General features: G+C 64.4%; 17 protein-coding genes and 1 tRNA gene. 10 read left to right on the top strand and 8 right to left on the bottom strand.

What is annotated here, in order from left to right:
* The first annotated feature begins 98 nt into the window (after window positions 1-98).
* The 5 genes from AAHM38_RS18620 (at window position 99) to trmB (ending at window position 5,580) form a co-directional block, all read left to right on the top strand.
* Window positions 99-1,610 carry an NAD-dependent succinate-semialdehyde dehydrogenase gene (locus AAHM38_RS18620; protein ID WP_116576827.1) on the top strand — a complete coding sequence of 504 codons (1,512 nt, stop codon included), beginning with the start codon at window positions 99-101 and terminating at the stop codon, window positions 1,608-1,610.
* An 80-nt stretch (window positions 1,611-1,690) separates the two neighbouring features.
* A complete protein-coding gene (locus tag AAHM38_RS18615) occupies window positions 1,691-3,745 on the top strand; it encodes an acetoacetate--CoA ligase (RefSeq protein ID WP_116576826.1) in 2,055 nt (684 codons plus the stop codon).
* 130 nt (window positions 3,746-3,875) lie between these two features.
* On the top strand, window positions 3,876-4,589 hold the full coding sequence (locus tag AAHM38_RS18610; protein WP_116576825.1) for a hypothetical protein: 714 nt from the start codon (window positions 3,876-3,878) through the stop codon (window positions 4,587-4,589).
* Window positions 4,590-4,647: 58 nt separating this feature from the next.
* Window positions 4,648-4,721, top strand: a tRNA-Gly gene (locus AAHM38_RS18605).
* 85 nt (window positions 4,722-4,806) lie between these two features.
* A complete protein-coding gene (gene trmB, locus AAHM38_RS18600; RefSeq protein WP_116576824.1) occupies window positions 4,807-5,580 on the top strand; it encodes a tRNA (guanosine(46)-N7)-methyltransferase TrmB in 774 nt (257 codons plus the stop codon).
* 25 nt (window positions 5,581-5,605) lie between these two features.
* Here the strand turns inward: trmB and AAHM38_RS18595 are convergent, their stop codons facing one another.
* The 4 genes from AAHM38_RS18595 to AAHM38_RS18580 form a co-directional block, all read right to left on the bottom strand.
* Entirely contained in the window at window positions 5,606-6,718 is a 1,113-nt protein-coding gene (locus AAHM38_RS18595) for an NADH:flavin oxidoreductase/NADH oxidase (protein ID WP_116576823.1), read from the bottom strand.
* A 119-nt stretch (window positions 6,719-6,837) separates the two neighbouring features.
* Complete coding sequence (locus AAHM38_RS18590) at window positions 6,838-7,719, bottom strand: undecaprenyl-diphosphate phosphatase (protein ID WP_009238869.1); 882 nt, start codon at window positions 7,717-7,719, stop codon at window positions 6,838-6,840.
* Between the two features lie 51 nt (window positions 7,720-7,770).
* The gene (locus tag AAHM38_RS18585) at window positions 7,771-8,364 is read right to left on the bottom strand and encodes a DUF1439 domain-containing protein (protein WP_012761369.1); all 594 of its coding nucleotides are present in this window, start codon (window positions 8,362-8,364) and stop codon (window positions 7,771-7,773) included.
* 6 nt (window positions 8,365-8,370) lie between these two features.
* Window positions 8,371-8,628, bottom strand: coding sequence for a YkgJ family cysteine cluster protein (locus AAHM38_RS18580; RefSeq protein ID WP_012435050.1), 258 nt, complete (start codon window positions 8,626-8,628; stop codon window positions 8,371-8,373).
* Between the two features lie 156 nt (window positions 8,629-8,784).
* Between AAHM38_RS18580 and AAHM38_RS18575 the strand changes: the two genes are divergently transcribed.
* The 4 genes from AAHM38_RS18575 (at window position 8,785) to AAHM38_RS18560 (ending at window position 12,235) form a co-directional block, all read left to right on the top strand.
* Window positions 8,785-9,552 (top strand): TetR/AcrR family transcriptional regulator, encoded by a 768-nt coding sequence (locus AAHM38_RS18575; RefSeq protein WP_116576822.1) that lies wholly within the window; start codon window positions 8,785-8,787, stop codon window positions 9,550-9,552.
* 95 nt (window positions 9,553-9,647) lie between these two features.
* Window positions 9,648-10,298 carry a protein-L-isoaspartate O-methyltransferase family protein gene (locus AAHM38_RS18570; protein ID WP_012435048.1) on the top strand — a complete coding sequence of 217 codons (651 nt, stop codon included), beginning with the start codon at window positions 9,648-9,650 and terminating at the stop codon, window positions 10,296-10,298.
* A 22-nt stretch (window positions 10,299-10,320) separates the two neighbouring features.
* Entirely contained in the window at window positions 10,321-10,653 is a 333-nt protein-coding gene (locus AAHM38_RS18565; RefSeq protein ID WP_116576820.1) for a rhodanese-like domain-containing protein, read from the top strand.
* Between the two features lie 115 nt (window positions 10,654-10,768).
* Window positions 10,769-12,235: a TolC family outer membrane protein gene (locus tag AAHM38_RS18560; protein WP_116576819.1), complete on the top strand. Its 1,467-nt coding sequence runs from the start codon at window positions 10,769-10,771 to the stop codon at window positions 12,233-12,235.
* On the opposite strand, the gene AAHM38_RS18555 is transcribed toward AAHM38_RS18560, so the two are convergent.
* The 4 genes from AAHM38_RS18555 to AAHM38_RS18540 all read right to left on the bottom strand — a co-directional run bounded on the left by AAHM38_RS18555 (window position 12,236) and on the right by AAHM38_RS18540 (window position 16,757).
* Window positions 12,236-12,898, bottom strand: coding sequence for an META domain-containing protein (locus AAHM38_RS18555; protein ID WP_012761364.1), 663 nt, complete (start codon window positions 12,896-12,898; stop codon window positions 12,236-12,238).
* Window positions 12,899-13,010: 112 nt separating this feature from the next.
* The gene (gene waaA, locus AAHM38_RS18550) at window positions 13,011-14,327 is read right to left on the bottom strand and encodes a lipid IV(A) 3-deoxy-D-manno-octulosonic acid transferase (protein WP_012761363.1); all 1,317 of its coding nucleotides are present in this window, start codon (window positions 14,325-14,327) and stop codon (window positions 13,011-13,013) included.
* The gene (gene waaC / locus AAHM38_RS18545) at window positions 14,327-15,325 is read right to left on the bottom strand and encodes a lipopolysaccharide heptosyltransferase I (protein WP_116576818.1); all 999 of its coding nucleotides are present in this window, start codon (window positions 15,323-15,325) and stop codon (window positions 14,327-14,329) included. Before waaC ends, waaA begins: the two co-directional genes overlap by 1 nt.
* 43 nt (window positions 15,326-15,368) lie before the next feature.
* Entirely contained in the window at window positions 15,369-16,757 is a 1,389-nt protein-coding gene (locus tag AAHM38_RS18540; protein WP_012761361.1) for a phosphomannomutase/phosphoglucomutase, read from the bottom strand.
* 270 nt (window positions 16,758-17,027) lie between these two features.
* On the opposite strand from AAHM38_RS18540, the gene AAHM38_RS18535 reads away from it, so the two are divergent.
* Window positions 17,028-17,723: hypothetical protein (locus AAHM38_RS18535; RefSeq protein WP_165835807.1), on the top strand; the 696-nt coding region annotated here is incomplete at its 3' end.

The following is a 17,723-nucleotide window of genomic DNA, read 5'->3' as shown; positions in this document are numbered from 1 at the left end:
GAACGACCGTTCGGTTATTCTTAGCGAGTTAAGCGACTGCTGCATCTAAAAGGCGGGCCCTTTTGTCTACCGGGTCCGCCTTCCTTATGGAGAACGCCATGGCCGAAGCACTCGACTCATCCCGCACTGCCTCCAACGCGCTGGAGCGCATCACAGACCGCACCCTCGTCAAGACGCAGTCCTATGTCGACGGCGCCTGGGTAGGCGCGGCAGACGGCGCGACGTTTCCCGTCTACGACCCTGCCACCAACGCACACCTGGCCGACGTCGCCAATCTCGGGCACGCAGAAACGCTGCGCGCCATCGACGCGGCCAATGCGGCGTGGCCCGCGTGGCGCGAGCTGACCGGCAAGGAGCGCGCTGGCCTGATGCGCCGCTGGTTCGACCTGCTGATCGCCAACGCCGACGACCTCGCCGCGCTGATGACGGCTGAACAAGGCAAGCCGCTGGCCGAAGCCAAGGGCGAAATCGTCTACGGTGCGTCGTTCATCGAATGGTTTGCCGAAGAGGCCAAGCGCGTCTCCGGCGACGTGATGGCCAGCACCTGGCCCGACAAGCGCATGGTCGTGTTGAAACAGCCCGTGGGCGTGTGCGCGTCCATCACGCCGTGGAACTTCCCGCTGGCCATGATCACCCGGAAGGTCGCACCAGCCATGGCGGCAGGCTGCACCATCGTCATCAAGCCGGCCGAGCAAACGCCGCTGTCCGCGCTGGCGATGGCCGAACTGGCGCACCGCGCGGGCATTCCGAAGGGCGTCGTCAACGTCGTGACGGGTGACGCGGATCGCTCGATCGCCATCGGCAAGGCCTTGTGCGAATCGCCGATCGTGCGGCATCTGTCGTTCACGGGCTCGACGCCGGTGGGCCGCATCCTGATGCAGCAGTGCTCACCGACGGTAAAGAAGGTGGCGCTGGAACTGGGCGGCCATGCGCCGTTCATCGTGTTTGACGACGCCGATATCGATGCCGCCGTGGAGGGCGCGGTGCAGTCGAAGTACCGCAACGCCGGCCAGACCTGCGTGTGTACGAACCGTTTCTATGTCCATGCCTCGGTGTACGACACGTTTGTCGAAAAGCTCTCGGCCAAGGTGCGCGGCATCAAGGTCGGCAACGGCTTCGAGTCGGGCGTTGTTCAAGGCCCGCTGATCGACGACCAGGCCGTGGAGAAAGTGCAGCGCCACATCGACGATGCGACGCAGAAAGGCGCACGCCTGACCGCCGGCGGCAAGCTGATGCAGGGCTTTGGTTCGCAGCGTTTTGTCGAGCCCACCGTGCTGGCGGACGCCACGCCCGACATGCTGATCGCGCGCGAAGAAACTTTCGGCCCGGTCTCCGCCATCTTCAAGTTTCAGCACGAAGCGGAAGTCGTGCGCCTGGCCAACGACACCGAATTCGGCTTGGCTTCGTACTTCTTCAGCCGCGACATCGGCCGCATCTGGCGCGTGGCCGAGCAGCTCGAATACGGTATGGTCGGCATCAACACGGGGCTGATCTCGAACGAGGTCGCGCCGTTTGGCGGCATCAAGCAGTCGGGCCTCGGCCGTGAAGGTTCGGTCTACGGCATCGACGAGTATCTCGAACTCAAGTATCTGTGCATGGGCGGCATCTGAACCGTCGCCCCCTCTCGGCCGACCCGCCACAACGATAGAGCGGGCGGCCTTTCCCCTTGCCTGACCGGCGGAGGAGACACATGAGCACCATCCAGGAAGGCGCCCTGCTCTGGACGCCATCGGCCGACTTCATCGCACGCGCGCGCCTGACGCATTACCTCGACTGGCTTGCGCGCGAACGCGGGCTGCACTTCTCGGCAACCACGCCCGAGGGCTACGCGCAACTCTGGGACTGGTCCACCACTGAGCTGGAGGCGTTCTGGACATCCGTCTGGGACTATCTCGACCTGCGCGCCTCGACACCGTTCACGCAGATGCTGGGCGACCGCACCATGCCAGGCGCGCAGTGGCTGGTCGGCGCCAAGTTGAACTACGTCGATCAGGTCATGCGTCATGTGGAGGAAGGCGGCAGCCCCGACCGCACCGCCATCCGCTACGCCAGCGAGACCAAACCGCTGGCCGACCTGTCATGGCGCGAACTGCGCCAACGCGTTGCCTCGCTGGCGGATGCGCTGCGCAAGATGGGCGTGGTGCCGGGCGACCGCGTGGCCGCATATCTGTCGAACACGCCTGACGCGATGGTGGCGTTTCTCGCCACGGCCAGCGTCGGGGCCATCTGGTCTGTCTGTGCGCCCGACATGGGCCAGGTGGCCGTGACCGACCGCTTCCGCCAGATCGAGCCCAAGGTGCTGATGGCGGTGGACGGCTATCACTACGGCGGCCGCGCATTCGACCGCACCGACGTGGTCGCTGAAATGGTCGCCGCGCTGCCCACCGTCGAACATCTCGTCGTCGTGCCGCAGTTGCTTGGCGAGGTCAACCGCGCGCGCTTCCCGCAGGCGCTCGACTGGCGCGACCTCACAGCGAACGACGTACCGCTCGTCGTTACACCCGTCGCCGCCGACCACCCGCTGTGGATTCTCTATTCGTCCGGCACCACCGGCATGCCCAAGCCAATCGTGCACGGCCACGGCGGCCTGTTGCTGGTGCAGACGATGATGGGCGCGCTGCATCTCGACCTTGGCCCCGACGACGTCTACCACTGGTACAGCAGCACCGGCTGGGTCATGTGGAATTCGCAGGCGAGCGGCCTGCTCGGCGGCGTCACCCTCGCCATCTACGACGGCAACCCCGGCACGCCCGATCTCAATACGCTGTGGCGTTTCGCGCAGGATGCGGGCGTGACCTTCTTTGGCGCCGGGGCGGCGTTCTTCGCCAATTGCCTGAAGGCCGGCATCGAGCCCGGTCGCGATTTCGGCTTGTCGAAGCTGCGCGCGGTTGGGTCGACGGGCTCGCCGCTCTCCGCCGAGGCGTATGACTGGATCTACCGCCACGTGAAGGCCGATGTCTGGCTCAATCCGATTTCCGGCGGCACCGATTTCGCCGGATGCTTCGTGGGCGGCGTCGCCACGCTGCCCGTCTATGCAGGTGAGATGCAATGCCGCAACCTCGGCTCGCGTGTTGAAGCCCTGGACGAGGCCGGCCACCCGCTGATCGATGCAGTGGGCGAACTGGTCTGCACGGCACCAATCCCATCGATGCCGCTGTTCTTCTGGGGCGATACCGATGGCAGCCGCTACCGCGACAGCTACTTCGACATGTACCCCGGCCGGTGGCGCCATGGCGACTGGATCAAGATCACCCCGCGCGGCGGCGCCATCATCTACGGCCGGTCGGATGCCACGATCAACCGCCACGGTATCCGCATGGGCACAGCCGAGCTGTACCGCGTAGTGGAAGACCTGCCGGAAGTGCTCGACAGCCTCGTCGTCGATCTCGAATTTCTCGGCCGCGAATCGTTCATGCCGCTGTTCGTCGTGCTGCGCGAAGGTGCAACGCTCGACGACACGCTGCGCAGCACGATCAACTCGCGCATCAAGGCGGGACTGTCGGCCCGGCATGTGCCCAACGTGATCGTGCAGGCGCCAGGCGTGCCGCGCACGCTCTCGGGCAAGAAGATGGAAGTACCCATCAAGAAACTGCTGCTTGGCGCACCAGTCGAGCGCGTCGCCCACCCCGATGCAATGGCAAACCCGGAGGTGCTCGCGTGGTACGCGGCCTACGCCGGGTCGCTGGCTCGGCAAAGCAGCGCGCACGGCGAGCCCGCGCCCGCATTGGAATCGTGGCGGAGCTAGACCGATCGTTGGTCTCGGGTTTCACAATCTCCGCCAATCGAACGATGGCAGGGGTCGGGTGTGATGACTAACGTACAGCTAGCACCGGCACATCAAGATGCCGGGCAAGTCTGCTTAACGGGGAGTCACCATGCTTGTAACGACGAACGTCCTGATCAAGACGGAGGACGGCCGCGAAGCCTTGGCCCAGCGCCGCCATGACATGCAGATGCGCCAGCGGCATCTGCTGATCCTCATTGACGGCGCCCGCACAGTCGGGCAACTGCATCAACTGCTGAGCGACTGGCCGGATCTCGACGACCTGCTGGTGGGGCTGCAACGGGCCGGCATGGTCGACGTGCTTCCCGGTATCTCGCCTGAAAACGCAGCGACCGCCGCGCCTTTCGACCCCATCGCGCACTTCAATCGTCCATTGTTCGACGACCATGGCAGCCCCGGCCCTGCTGCCCTCTCGCACATCTACGACGAGCTGCCGCCGTTGACGGGCATGACGCTTGGTCTGCAAGAGGTGGCGGCGCCGATCGACGAGCCCGCCGCCAATGACGCCAGCAAGCCGCGCACGGCGCCGGTCCAGGTCATTTCTGCGCCACAGCCGGCCGTTCCACCGGAGTTGGCCGACGTGTTGCCCAACGTGGTCAAGGTCGAGTTGATGCGTTTGGCCGTGCAGCACTTTGGCTCTGCGGCAGGTGCGGCCATGCCGCTACTGCGAGCCTGCAAGGAAGACCCGCAATCGCTGTGCGACGTGGTTGCCGCATGCGCGAAGGCTGCCGCCCCCCTGGCGGGCGAACACGCCGCCGCGAAGTTCGTGGATGCGGCCATGCAGGCGATGGCGTCGCGGCGCTGAAGCCGCCACAGGCGCTGTTTGCGAAGCTCGGGCAAAGCCGGGTAAAATAGTACTCTACGCGGGCGTCGTATAATGGTAATACCCTAGCTTCCCAAGCTAGAGCCGTGGGTTCGATTCCCATCGCCCGCTCCACCGAACAGTCTGAAGCCGCCCTCGGCGGCTTTTTTGTTGCCTGCGCGCCCCTCGTCCATTGACGGGCAACCGGCACGGGATCTCCATGCAGCCCATCGAACAGCCGGGCACCGGCCCCGACGACATCACGCCGGAATCGCAAGACACCCATACCGCAGAGAGCGCTGAAAGCGGTGCGGAAACCGGCCACCCGCGTCGCATCCGCTCGTTCGTGCGCCGCGCCGGCCGTACGTCGACCGGCCAGCAGCGTGCCATCGATGAACTCGGTCCGCGCTTCCAATTGCCCTACACCACGGAGCCGCTGGACTGGGACGCCGCCTTCGGCCGCGCTGGCGCCAGGCGCATCTTCGAGATCGGCTTCGGCATGGGTGAAACCACCGCGCACATCGCGCAATTGCGCCCGGACGACGATTTTCTGGGCGTCGAGGTGCATGAGCCGGGCGTTGGAGCGCTGCTCAAGCTGATCGGCGAACGCGAGATCGGCAACATCCGCATCGTTTCACACGATGCGGTGGAAGTGCTGGCGCAGATGATTCCGGAGGGTACGCTGGATGGCATCCACGTGTTCTTCCCCGACCCGTGGCACAAGAAGCGCCACAACAAGCGGCGCCTGATTCAGAGCCCGTTCGTTGCACGTCTGGCGGCGCACCTCAAGCCCGGCGGCTACCTGCATTGCGCGACGGACTGGGAGGAATACGCCCACCAGATGCTGGAAGTGCTGTCGTCCGAGCCGACGCTGGAAAACACCGCCGACGGCTTTGCACCGCGCCCCGACTACCGCCCTGTCACCAAGTTCGAGAAACGCGGCCTGCGCCTCGGGCACGGCGTGTGGGACGTGGTCTTCCGCAAGCGCGGCTAGCCACGTCCGCGCACGCTCGCGCGAGTCAGCGTGCGCCGAAATGCGTATCGCCGAAGAGGTTCTTGGCGTGGCGCGGGAAGGCGCGCCAGTATTGCGGCGGTGCCTTGACCGTCGCGCCCAGCTCGGCGGCGGCCGCCCAGGCCCAATGCGGGTTGTAGAGGAACGCCCGGCCGACAGCGACCAGGTCCGCACGCCCTTGCGCAACAATGGCCTCAGCCTCATGCGCTTCGTTGATGAGGCCGACGGCGATGGTGGGGATGTCGGCCTCGTTTCGGATCTTCTCGGCAAACGGCACCTGATAGCCCGTCGACAGCGGAATCTGCTGCAGCGGCGACACACCGCCCGACGACGCATCGATCCAATCGCAGCCGCGGGCACGCAGCGCCTGCGCAAACGCCACCGAATCTTCCGGCGTCCAGCCGCCCTCCACCCAATCGGTGGCCGACACGCGCACGCCCACGGGGATGTTGTCCGGCACCACTGCGCGCACCGCATCGAAAATCTCCAGCGGATAACGCATGCGGTTCTCACGCGAACCGCCATAGGCATCGGTGCGCTGATTGGCAATCGGCGACAGAAATTCGTGCAGGAGATAGCCATGTGCGGCGTGCAGCTCGATGGCCGCTAGCCCCAGCCGCACAGCGCGGCGAGCGGTATCGACGAACTGATCGCGTACGCGGGCGAGGTCTGCATCGGTCATTTCGCGCGGGGCGCGCTCCTCGGGGCGCTGCGGCAACGCGGACGGCCCCATCGTTTCCCAACCGCCTGCGTCGAGCGCCAGCAACGCTCCGCCTTCCCAAGGCCGAGCGCTCGAAGCCTTGCGGCCCGCGTGCGCGATCTGCATGCCGATCGGCACCAACGCATTCTGGCGAATGGCAGCCAGCGTGCGCTCAAGCGCGGCTTCGGTCGCGTCGTCCCACAAACCCAGGCAGCCGTTCGTGATGCGGCCTTCTGGCGACACCGCGGTCGCCTCGATCATCAGCAATCCGGCGCCCGAAAGCGACAGGCTGCCCAGATGCGTGTGATGCCACGCCGTGGCTTGGCCGTTGTCGGCCGAGTACTGGCACATCGGCGAGATGACGATGCGGTTTTCAAGCGTGAGACCGCGCAGGGAAAATGGCTGGAAGAGAGCTCTCATGATCGGGAGGTTCGGCAGTCAGCGGCTGGCTAAATAAACCGCCAGTGTGTCCGAATCTGCCCGATCGTGCAGACGGTGCGAAAGCCTCGCACCGAAGAAGGGAAATGCTTGCGTGTGGCTCAGGCTTGCCAGGCGATGAGGTGCGTATAAGCCGTCACCAGCACGATGATGCCGAAGATGATCCGGTACCATGCAAAACCGCGGAAATCATGCGTGGCAATGAACTTCAGCAGCCAGCGCACGCAGAAGAACGCGGAGATGAATGCGGCCACAAACCCCACGGCGAAGATCGACAGATCATCGGCCGACAGCAGCGCACGCGACTTGTACAGCTCGTACACCGTCGCACCGAAAATCACGGGAATCGCCAGGAAAAATGAGAACTCCGTCGCCACCTTGCGCGACAGCCCAAACAGCAGGCCGCCGATGATGGTCGAGCCGGAGCGCGACGTGCCCGGAATCAGCGCGAAGCACTGCGCGAAACCCACCTTGATGGCGTCGGAGATGCGCAGGTCATCCAGCGTTTCAATGCGCGGCGCGCCAGCCTTGGCGGCTTCGAGCAGTGCATTGGCGCGCGGGTCATGTGTCTCGCCGCGATGACGTTCGCGCCATTCGGCCCACAAAATCACAAAACCGCCAATGATGAACGCCGACGCCACCACAATCGGGTTGAACAGATGCGCCTTGATCGCTTTGCCGAAGATCAGCGCAAGCGTGATTGCGGGGATCGTCGCCACGATCACGTTGATCGCAAAACGCTGCTGACGCGGATCATTCGGCAGCCCCTTGATCACGTCGATGATCTTGTGACGGAACTCCCAGCACACCGCCAGGATGGCGCCGAACTGGATCACGATCTCGAAGATCTTGCCTTTTTCGTCATTGAAGTCGAGCAGTTGGCCAGCGAGGATCAGGTGGCCGGTGCTGGAAATGGGAAGGAACTCGGTCAGGCCTTCGACGATGCCGAGAATCAGCGCTTTGATGGCGAGTGCGATGTCCATGCAGTAGGCAAAGAAGGAAGAAGAAAACGAAGCGCTGGGCGTGCTGCAGATTCAGGGCCGCTTGGCTTGAACGTGCACACCTTCGGGCAAAACTGTGATTGTACCGGGCTCGACCGCAATGCCGGCCACTTTCAGCTGGTCGGGCTTGAACGTGTAGACGGCGTAGTCATTGAGCAACTGGCCCGCAATCAACGAACCGATCGAGCTGATCTGCGGACCGATACCGCCGGGCACGTTCTGCAGATCGAAGCGATCAACACTGGGCTGATTCAGTCGGATCGAATGCGTGGGCGGGTCGTAATGCAAGCCGCTGGAGACGGCCAGCGGCCCTGTCAGCGGCTGGCGGAGCAGGCCGCTTTCCACCACGGCATCTGCCTGGATGGCGATGCGATTGCGCGCGGGGTCGAGCGACACCTGCGGGTTCGACAGCGTCACGTCAAAGAAGCCGAGAAAGCGCCGCTGGAACGGAAACTTGCGCGCAAGCGCGTCCTGCATCTGGCCGCGGGAAAAGGTGTAGCCGTCACCGGTCCAGCCGGTCGGCATGCAAGCCACGAGCGTGACGGCAACCGCCACTGCAGCAGCGGCCGCACCCGCCCACCAGCGGACGCGGTTGGAGCGGACAGCGGGTTTCGTGGAATCGGTCATGACAGTTCAGTGCGCTGCGGTAGCGATTTCAAGTCGGGTCAAAAATTGCATGGCGTGCGTGGCCGAGCCTCCGCACATGTCGGGTTCGGGCTGCAAGCTGCTGCAGACCGCCGGACGTTCCGGCTGGCCGAAGATACGACAGCCGTTGGCCTCATCCAGTTGCGCACAGCGCACGCCGGCCGGCTTGCCGTTCGGCATGCCAGGAATGGGGCTGGAAATGGAAGGCGCGATGCAGCACGCGCCGCAATGAGGTCGACAGTCCATGCTGTCCGAGTGCGTGAAATCAGGGCGGAAAGCGCTATTGTGCACCAGCACAATCGAGGCCCGGTCTGATTGACAATGCCCAAGCCGCTTGACCCACCCTTGCGGCATGCGTACATTAATGACCGAAAAGTAAGTTATCCGTGAGTCAGTGATCTCGTGCGCTGGCTGACGCCTACCGCCGTGACCGATCAAGATTCCGACTCCTCCTCCAAACGCTGGACGCGCCGCAAAGAGGCCCGCCCCCAAGAACTGGTCGCCGCCGCGCTGAACCTGTTCGTGGCGCGCGGCTATGCGGCCACGCGGCTGGAAGACGTGGCGTCGGCGGCCGGCGTGTCCAAGGGCACGGTGTACCTGTACTTCGCCAACAAGGAAGAGCTGTTCAAGGCCGTGGTGCAGGAAAACCTGGTGCCCGCGCTGGCCGAGGGCGAGGCCCTGATCGACAGTTTTGAGGGCACCTGCGAAGCGCTGCTGCATGAGATCCTGATGGGCTGGTGGGAACTCATCGGCGAATCGCCGGCTTCGGGTCTCACCAAGCTGCTGATGGCCGAGTCGGGCAACTTTCCCGACCTGGCGCAGTACTACCACGAAGAAGTCATCGACCGCTGCGACCGCCTGTTCGCGCGCATCCTTGAACGCGGCATGGCCCGCGGCGAATTCCGCGACGTCAACATCGACCTCACCACGCTGACCATGGTCGCGCCGATGATCTTCCTGATGATGTGGAAGCATTCGTTCGGCCCCTGCTCGCACCGGGAGCTGGAACCGAAGGCGTTCATCGCCCACGTCGTGTCACTGCTGCTGCACGGCGTGCTACGCAATCCGGCGACGGGCGCGGTGATTCCGCCACCACCCGCCCTCACCGCGCAACCGTGGCGCCCCTTGCCCGAGGGCGGCAACAACCCCGATCAAGGCGCCTCGTCATGACAACGTCTGCCGGAATGTCCTCCGGACTTGCTAAAATGCCGGGTTTGTCGTCAAACCCTCATTTGCATCACTCGCTCCGCGTGGAAGGCATGCCCATGGACATCGAAAAATCCCGGTTCAACATGATCGAGCAGCAAATCCGTCCTTGGGACGTGCTCGATACCGACGTTCTCGACCTGCTCAGCGTCGTCAAGCGCGAACACTACGTGCCCGAGGCCTACCGCGCGCTGGCTTTCGTCGACATGGAGATCCCGCTGGCCGGCGGCCAGAACATGCTGGCACCGCGCGTCGAAGCCCGCGTGCTGCAAGAGCTGGCCGTGCGCAAGCACGAAGACGTGCTGGAAGTCGGCGCGGGCTCCGGCTATATGGCCGCCCTGCTGGCCCATCGCGGCCGCCAGGTCACCACGCTCGACATCGTGCCGGAACTCGTCGCCTTCGCCCGTGACAATCTCTCGCGCAATAGCGTCACTAACGTCGACGTGGTCGAGGCCAGCGGCGCGCAAGGCTGGGGCGACGGCCTGTATGACGTCATCTGCGTGTCGGGCTCGGTGCCCGCCGTGCCGGAAGCGCTGCTCAAGCAGCTCAAGGTGGGTGGCCGCCTGTCGATCTTCGTGGGCGGCGCGCCGGTCATGGAAGCGCAGCTCATCACGCGCATCTCCAACACCGAATATCAGACGCGCAACCTGTTCGAGACGTATGTGACGCCGCTGGTGGGTGTTCCCGCGCCGTCGTCCTTCCGCTTCTGATCCCTCTCGGCCCCCAATCATCATGCAGCAGCTCGCTCCCACCGCCCTCGCCCAATGGCTCGCCGACGCATCGCGCGCTAAGCCCGTCCTGCTCGACGTGCGCTGGACGGAGGAGGTGGAAATCTGTGCCATTCCCGGCACCACGCACATCCCGATGGACCAGATCCCGGCACGTGCCAGCGAGCTGAATGCTGACCAAGACATCGTCTGCATCTGCCACCATGGCGGACGCAGCGCGCAGGTTGCGCAATACCTGATCACGCAGAGCGGCTTTGATGCCGCGCGTGTCTACAACCTGCAAGGCGGCGTCCACGCCTGGGCTCACCAAGTGGACCCGCAGATGGCGACGTACTGATTGGGGAAGCCGCCGCCGGGCAAAGCCTTGTTCAGGCTCCGCAGCCACTGATCGGGGTCTGAAGCGCCCGCGCTGCCTTCCGAATGCGAACGTTTCCTCCTCGCTCGGGGGCTTTATGACTGTTGCTCGCAGTAGCCGTACGCGGACGGCCGCGCGCGGTTCGCTTGTTGTGCTGTGCTGTTCGATGATGCCGATGTTCGCGTGGGCGCAGTCCCCACCGAACACGGCCGCTGCAACCGACCTCCTCTCCGCCTACCGCGCTGCGCTGGCGAACGATCCGCAATTCGCATCGGCGCGCGCCCAGTCGCTGGCGCAACGCGAGAAGCTCACGCAAGGCCGCGCCGGTCTGCTGCCGCAAATTGGCGGCGCCTGGAGTTCCACGCGCATCATCTTCGATCAAAACGCCCCGGCTGAATTCAATAAGACGTTCTCTTCGACGGGCTGGACGCTGTCACTGTCGCAGCCGCTCTTCCGCTGGGACCGGTGGGAAACCTACAAGCAAGGCGAAATCGCTGCGCAGGCCGCCGAGGCTTCGCTGGCGCAGGCGCAGCTCGACCTGATCACGCGCACGGCGCAGGCCTACTTTGATGTGCTCAACGCCCAGGACACGCTGCAGCTCGCCACCGCGCAGCGCGATGCGATCCAGCAGCAATACGAACAGGCGCGCCGCAACTTCGACGTCGGCAACGCCAACATCACCGACGCGAACGATGCGCAGGCACGCCGCGACGCGATCGACGCCAGCGTCATCGCCGCACGCAGCGACTTCGAGATCAAGCAATCAGCGCTCAAGCAGATCATCGGCGAACCCGTTGGCACGCTGGCCGGCGTGCGCCCAGGCGTCACGATCCCCCAGCCGGAGCCCGCTTCAGCAGAACCTTGGGTGGACCAGGCGCGCAGCAGCAACCTGCAGGTGGCACTGGCGCAATACAACCTGCAAAGTGCAGAGCGCGACGTGAAGAAGGCCACTGCGGGCCACCTGCCTTCGGTTGACCTCGTGGCGCAGACCGGCCACACCAATGCCAGCGGCAACCAATACCTGCCGTCGCTGCCGGGCGGCGCGCGCTTCGACAGTTCACAGATTGGCGTGCAGGTGTCGATCCCGATCTTTGCGGGCGGTGCGATCCAGTCGCGCGTGCGTGAAAACATCGCGCTGGAAACCAAGGCCGCAAACGATCTTGAGTTCGCCCGCCGTTCTGCCGAACAAGGTGCGCGGCAAGCCTATATCGGCGTCATTGCCGGACTTGCGCAGGTGAAAGCGCTGGAAGCGGCCGAGCTGTCGGCGCGCACGGCGTACGACTCCAATCAGCTCGCCTACGGTGTGGGCGTACGCATCGGCACCGATGTGCTGAATTCGCAGGCGCAGCTCTTTCAGGCACGCCGCGATCTGGCCCGCGCGCGTTACGACACCATCGTCAACGGGCTACGACTGAAGTCCGCCGCCGGCTCGCTGACCGAGGCAGACGTGATCCAGGTGAACACGCTGCTCACGGCCAACGGCTCGAGCGATATCACCGCGTTGCCGCCGCCAAGCGCCAAACCCGAATCGGCGAAACCTGCCGGCAAATCCGCCAAACGCTGATCAATGAGTCTGGCCGCGCGGTGGCAGAGGCCGCTCGGCAAACTGCAGCAGCGCGCCGCCGCTCGTTTTCCAGATGACTTGGCGGCCCTGCTTGCCGTTGGACGACGGCTGCATACCGACGGTCGCCAGCGGCGACTTGAGCGCCTCCAGGAACGCGGTTTCCAACTCCATGCGCGCCGGGTCACATGCCATGCGCGTCGACACCAGGTTGCCGAAGCGCATGCCCGAGGCGAGCTTCTCATACGGCCCCGAGAAGCGATTGCAGCCCGAATAGCCCGACACCACGCCGTTGGCCGCCTCCAGGCCAGCGCTGAATTCGATGGAAATTGGCTGCGTAGCCGGGTCAGCGTCGTCGCCTTCGGCAGAGGGCAACTCCTTGGGCGCAGCGCCCGACTCTTGCCAACGCACGAGCACGAACCGCGAGCGGCCTTCGCCCTGCGCTTGGGCGAGCGACGCCTGGCCCGTATTGGGTGCGGCGTTGGCAGGAGTCTGTTTGGTTGCAGCGGCGGGGGCTGCCGCGGCGGGCGAGGACGAAGGCGTTGGCGTCATGCAGCCGGCACCGATGATGGTGGCGGCGGTCATTGCGGCCAGCGCCGCGGCGGTCAGCACCACGCGGCGCGGCGTTTGCAGCAGGCTCGGCTTGGGTCGATTCGGTTGGGACATGAGCGGATCGTGAACGATGACGGAATGCAAACTACACGAGAGCCATTAGTCTGCCCGACTCGTAATGAGTTCGCACGTTTCGTGCCGGACATGCACCGCATCACAGCGTTGGTTACAGCGTCGGCAAGACGAGAGACGCCACCGCCTCCACCGTACGGGCCGTCGCACCGCCGTGTGTGGCGGCAAACGCCAGCGCGGCACGTGATGCGGCTTCGCGCGCATCGGCATCGGACAGCCACGCGTCGATCACACGTACGGCCGCGGCGGCATCGGCCACCTGCGCGCACGCGCCTGCGGCCACTGCATCGCGCGTTGCCTGCGCGAAGTTGAATGTATGCGGGCCGATGACCACGGGCGTGCCAACTGCGCAGGCCTCGATCAAGTTCTGTCCACCGAGCGGAAGCAGACTACCGCCAATGAAGGCCACTTCGCCAGCTGCGTAATACAGCGCCATCTCGCCCATCGAATCACCAAGCAAGACATCGGCCTCAGCAAGTCGATCGGAATCCGTCAACCCTGCTGCCGACACCGACAACGCACTGCGACGCACGACGCGTAGGCCCGCGCGCTCGGCGGCCTGGCCCGCTTCATCAAAGCGCTGAGGATGACGCGGCACAAGGATCAGCAACGCATGCCGGCGCCCGACATGCTGCGCGCGATGTGCCAGCCATGCGTCGAGCAGCAACGCCTCTTCGCCCTCACGCGTGCTGGCCGCCACCCATGCTGAGCGACCGTGCAATGCATCGTGCAGCACGCGGCCAGCCATGATCTGGTCCACATGCGGCGTGATGTCGAACTTCAGGTTGCCGGTCACCCGCACGCGCGGCACGCCGAGCGAGCGGTAGCGATCAGCATCGTCGGGCGTCTGTGCCAGCACCGCGGCGAGTTGCCCGTACGTCTGGCGCGCGGCGTCACCGAGGCGTGCGGTGCGCCGGTGACTGCGCGCAGACAGGCGCCCGTTGACGAGCACCATCGGCACACCAGCCGCATAGGCGCGCTCAATCAGCACCGGCCAAATCTCGGTCTCCATCAGCAGCCCAAGGCGCGGTTGGAAATGGCGCAGAAACCGATCGACTGCGCTGGGCAAATCGTACGGAAGATAGGCCTGGATGACGCGGCCGTTGCGCTGCGCCGCGAATTCAGCGCCGGTGCGGCGGCCCGTCGGCGTCATGTGCGTCAGCAGGACAGCGTGGTGCGGAAAGCGCGCAAGCAGCGCATCGATGAGCGGCTGCGCGGCGCGTGTCTCGCCAACGGACACCGCATGCACCCACAGCAATGGACGATCCGGATTCGGGCGCGGCGGGTAGAAACCCAGCCGCTCGCCGACGTGCTGGCGATAACCGGGCTCCTTGCGACCGCGCCACCAGAGGCGCACCAACGCAAACGGCAGCGCGATGCGCCACAACCAGCGATACAGAAGGCGCAGCATCAGAGCACACCCAGCGCACGCAGCGCATCGAGCGCCTGCGCGCTGGTGGGATGCGCTTCGGCGCTGCCGATGTCGTGCACATTGGGCGTCCAATAGCCGCCGGTACGCCACGACGTGGTGAAGTTGTAAAGCGCGACGGTCGGCTTGCACAGCGCGGCGGCAATGTGCACGAGTCCCGTGTCCACGCCCACCACTGCCGTCGCTTGATCGAGAAACGCCGTCACATCGGGAAGCGACATGCGCGGCGGAATCACCACGCGTCCGACCGTACCCGGCACCGCCGCGACGATGGCTTCGCGGATGGATTCACTCGTGCGTCGCTCGGTCTCGCTGCCCCACGGCAAGGCGATGGCGTAGTCGCGTGCAAGCAGCGCGCGTGCAACATCCACCCACGCCTCGAGCGGCCAACCTTTGTCGGCGCGCGAAGTCGCGTGCACCAGTGCCACGTACGGACGTGGCAGATTGAACGGCAAGTCGGCGGGCGGCTGCAAACCGAAGTCGATGGCGTCAGGCAGCGCATAACCGAGCGCCTCCGCCACCATGCGGCGCGAGCGCTCGACTACGTGGATGTGCGGTTCCATTTCGACCTTGCGTTGGTAGAACAGCTTCGCAAGCGGCTCATAGCCTGCGCCTTCCGTCCGATTGCCGAAGCCCGCCACGAAACCACCCGGCGCCAGCTTGGCCTGCGCAGCCACGAGCGCCGTTTTGATCAGGCCTTGCGTATCGAGCACCGCGTCGTACGACTTGGATCGCAACGCGCGACGGAACGCCGCCACCTCGCCCCAAGTCCTGCCGGAGCCGAGCGACTTGCGCCACCGCCGCAGCGCGAACGGAATCACGCCCTGCACGCCACGCACGATGCGGACGATGCCGGCGAAACCCTCCTCGACCACCCAGTCAATCTCGGCATCCGGATGCGCACGCAGGATATCGGCCACCACCGGCGTGCAATGCACCACATCGCCAAGCGACGACACTTTGACGATCAGCACGCGCATGCCGCCACCCCTTCCCCCAACTTCATGAGTGCGGACCGTGCGATCAGAACGGCAGTTGCGCGTCCGGCTTCTCGGCCAGGATCACGCGGCGGAATTCGCCTTGAATGCGCGCCATCGCGGCATCGTTGTCAGCCTCGAAGCGCATGACGACCACCGGCGTGGTATTGGACGGACGCGCCAGGCCAAAGCCATCTTCGTATTCCACGCGTACGCCGTCGATGCGGTTCACTTCCTTCGCGCCGGCAAACGTGGCATTGGCCTTGATCTTGTCGAGCAGTTGGAACGATTCGCCCTCCGCACACTTCAGTTGCAGCTCGGGCGTGCAGTGCGAGTTCGGCAGCGCATTCAGCGTGGCGCTCGGATCTGTCAGGCGCGAGACGATCTCCAGCAGGCGGGCGCCCGTATAAAGACCGTCATCGAAACCGTACCAGCGATCCTTGAAGAAAATGTGGCCGCTCATCTCGCCGGCCAGCGGAGCGCCCGTTTCCTTCAGCTTGGCCTTGACGAGCGAATGGCCCGTCTTCCACATCGTGGCCTTGCCGCCGTGCTCACGAATGAACGGGGCCAACTTGCCTGTGCACTTCACATCGAAGATGATTTCGCCGCCCGGGTTGCGCGACAGAACTTCCTGCGCGAACAGCATCAACTGGCGGTCGGGGAAGATGACCTGGCCGTCCTTGGTCACCACGCCCAGGCGGTCGCCGTCGCCGTCGAACGCGAGGCCGAGTTCGCAATCCGTGGTCTGCAGCGTGCGCACCAGGTCCTGCAGGTTCTCGACGTGGGCCGGGTCCGGATGGTGGTTCGGGAAGTGGCCATCCACCTCGCAGAACAACTCCGTCACCTCGCAGCCCATCGCGCGGAACAGCTCCGGCGCAAAGGCGCCTGCCACACCGTTGCCGCAGTCCACGGCAATCTTCATCGGGCGGCTCAGCTTGACGTCCGAGACGATTCGGTCGATGTACTGTTGGCGGATGTCCACCTGGACGTAATCGCCTGAGCCCTCAGTGAAATCGCTTTGCTCGATGCGCGTGCGCAGCGCCTGGATTTGATCGCCATAGATGGCCTGGCCCGCCAGCACCATCTTGAAGCCGTTGTAGTCGGGCGGATTGTGGCTGCCCGTGACCATCACGCCCGACGTGGCGCGACGGCCAGCCAGCTCGATGTTTGTGCCAAAGTAGACCATCGGCGTGGCCACAAGACCCAAATCGATCACATCGACGCCGCTCGCGCGCAGGCCGTCTGCCAGCGCTGCGAGCAGTTCCGGGCCAGACAAGCGGCCATCGCGACCGATGACGACGGCGGATTCGCCCTTGGCGCGTGCTGCGGAGCCAAAAGCGCGGCCGATGAGGCGTGCGGTTTCCGCATCGACGGTTTTTCCGACGATGCCGCGGATGTCGTAGGCTTTGAAGATGGTGGGGTTGATGCTGCGCATGCGTCGGTCCATACGAAAAAAGAACAGTCCTAAATTGTAAACGTTGAAGGACCGCATCATGGGGGCAGTTCCACACAGCGCCCCCGCTCCTACACAACCACACCCCCTGGATACAGCGAAAAACCATCCTGGCGGCCCTCGCCAGTCCTTTACGCACAAGCCAGGAACCGGCTGCAATTCAAGTTACAATTGACAGCTCGAAACACATTTAGCCCCTTAGTTTCCCTGATGTCGAATCCTCGCGAAAGTGCACCCACAAGCCTATCATCGATGGCGCTCCAGTCATTCGTTGCGAAATCTGCCAAGGTGATCCTGCTGACCACTGCGGTGGGTGCAGTCATTGCGGTGGCACTGTTCTCTTTTCAGCACCCTAAGTGGACTGGCAGGATGACCGTTCAGATCGGCCAAGTGGCGAACCCGAGCGGCGCCGCCGATGGCAAGCTGATTGAGTCGCAGTCAACGTTGACCGATCGCTGCAACACGCCAACGTTCCGCTCAGAGATACTCAAGAATCTGGGTTTGCCTGCACCGGAGTCAGAGAACGAAGACTCTGCATTGATCTTCGATTCGCTGCGCGCTACACCGGCCAAAGGCCCTGACCTGATCAACATTCAAGTATCAGGATCTTCGCGAGAGCAAGCATTCAAAGCACTGGAGACCGCTTTCAATGCGCTCGCGACACAGCACGACAAGGTATACGCTCCTGCAGTGAACCGCATGAAAGCGGAATCAGCAGAATTGTCAGCCAATCTCTCTGAAGCAGAACGGGACTATCAGCGCGCCTATGCAGCGCTGAACTCAAGCACCCGCGAACCCACCGCACAGAATCTTTTTACCACCAATGTCGTCGCCCAAATCGGCATTCGGATACAGCTGTTGCGCCAAGCCAAGCAACGCCTGGACGATAGCCTCGCTGACGTGAGAACATACCCCACACGCGTGCTAGGCGGCTACTATGTGCCGCTT

This window comes from Ralstonia sp. OTU4908, assembly GCF_038440115.1.
Taxonomy (GTDB): Bacteria; Pseudomonadota; Gammaproteobacteria; order Burkholderiales; family Burkholderiaceae; genus Ralstonia; species Ralstonia pickettii.
This window is presented reverse-complemented; position numbering and strand designations above follow the sequence as displayed.

Coding starts and splice junctions, on each gene's coding strand:
- AAHM38_RS18620 (WP_116576827.1), top strand. CDS start 99: ATGGCCGAAGCACTCGACTCATCCCGCACTGCCTCCAACGCGCTGGAG.
- AAHM38_RS18615 (WP_116576826.1), top strand. CDS start 1,691: ATGAGCACCATCCAGGAAGGCGCCCTGCTCTGGACGCCATCGGCCGAC.
- AAHM38_RS18610 (WP_116576825.1), top strand. CDS start 3,876: ATGCTTGTAACGACGAACGTCCTGATCAAGACGGAGGACGGCCGCGAA.
- trmB (WP_116576824.1), top strand. CDS start 4,807: ATGCAGCCCATCGAACAGCCGGGCACCGGCCCCGACGACATCACGCCG.
- AAHM38_RS18595 (WP_116576823.1), bottom strand. CDS start 6,718: ATGAGAGCTCTCTTCCAGCCATTTTCCCTGCGCGGTCTCACGCTTGAA.
- AAHM38_RS18590 (WP_009238869.1), bottom strand. CDS start 7,719: ATGGACATCGCACTCGCCATCAAAGCGCTGATTCTCGGCATCGTCGAA.
- AAHM38_RS18585 (WP_012761369.1), bottom strand. CDS start 8,364: ATGACCGATTCCACGAAACCCGCTGTCCGCTCCAACCGCGTCCGCTGG.
- AAHM38_RS18580 (WP_012435050.1), bottom strand. CDS start 8,628: ATGGACTGTCGACCTCATTGCGGCGCGTGCTGCATCGCGCCTTCCATT.
- AAHM38_RS18570 (WP_012435048.1), top strand. CDS start 9,648: ATGGACATCGAAAAATCCCGGTTCAACATGATCGAGCAGCAAATCCGT.
- AAHM38_RS18565 (WP_116576820.1), top strand. CDS start 10,321: ATGCAGCAGCTCGCTCCCACCGCCCTCGCCCAATGGCTCGCCGACGCA.
- AAHM38_RS18560 (WP_116576819.1), top strand. CDS start 10,769: ATGACTGTTGCTCGCAGTAGCCGTACGCGGACGGCCGCGCGCGGTTCG.
- AAHM38_RS18555 (WP_012761364.1), bottom strand. CDS start 12,898: ATGTCCCAACCGAATCGACCCAAGCCGAGCCTGCTGCAAACGCCGCGC.
- waaA (WP_012761363.1), bottom strand. CDS start 14,327: ATGCTGCGCCTTCTGTATCGCTGGTTGTGGCGCATCGCGCTGCCGTTT.
- waaC (WP_116576818.1), bottom strand. CDS start 15,325: ATGCGCGTGCTGATCGTCAAAGTGTCGTCGCTTGGCGATGTGGTGCAT.
- AAHM38_RS18540 (WP_012761361.1), bottom strand. CDS start 16,757: ATGCGCAGCATCAACCCCACCATCTTCAAAGCCTACGACATCCGCGGC.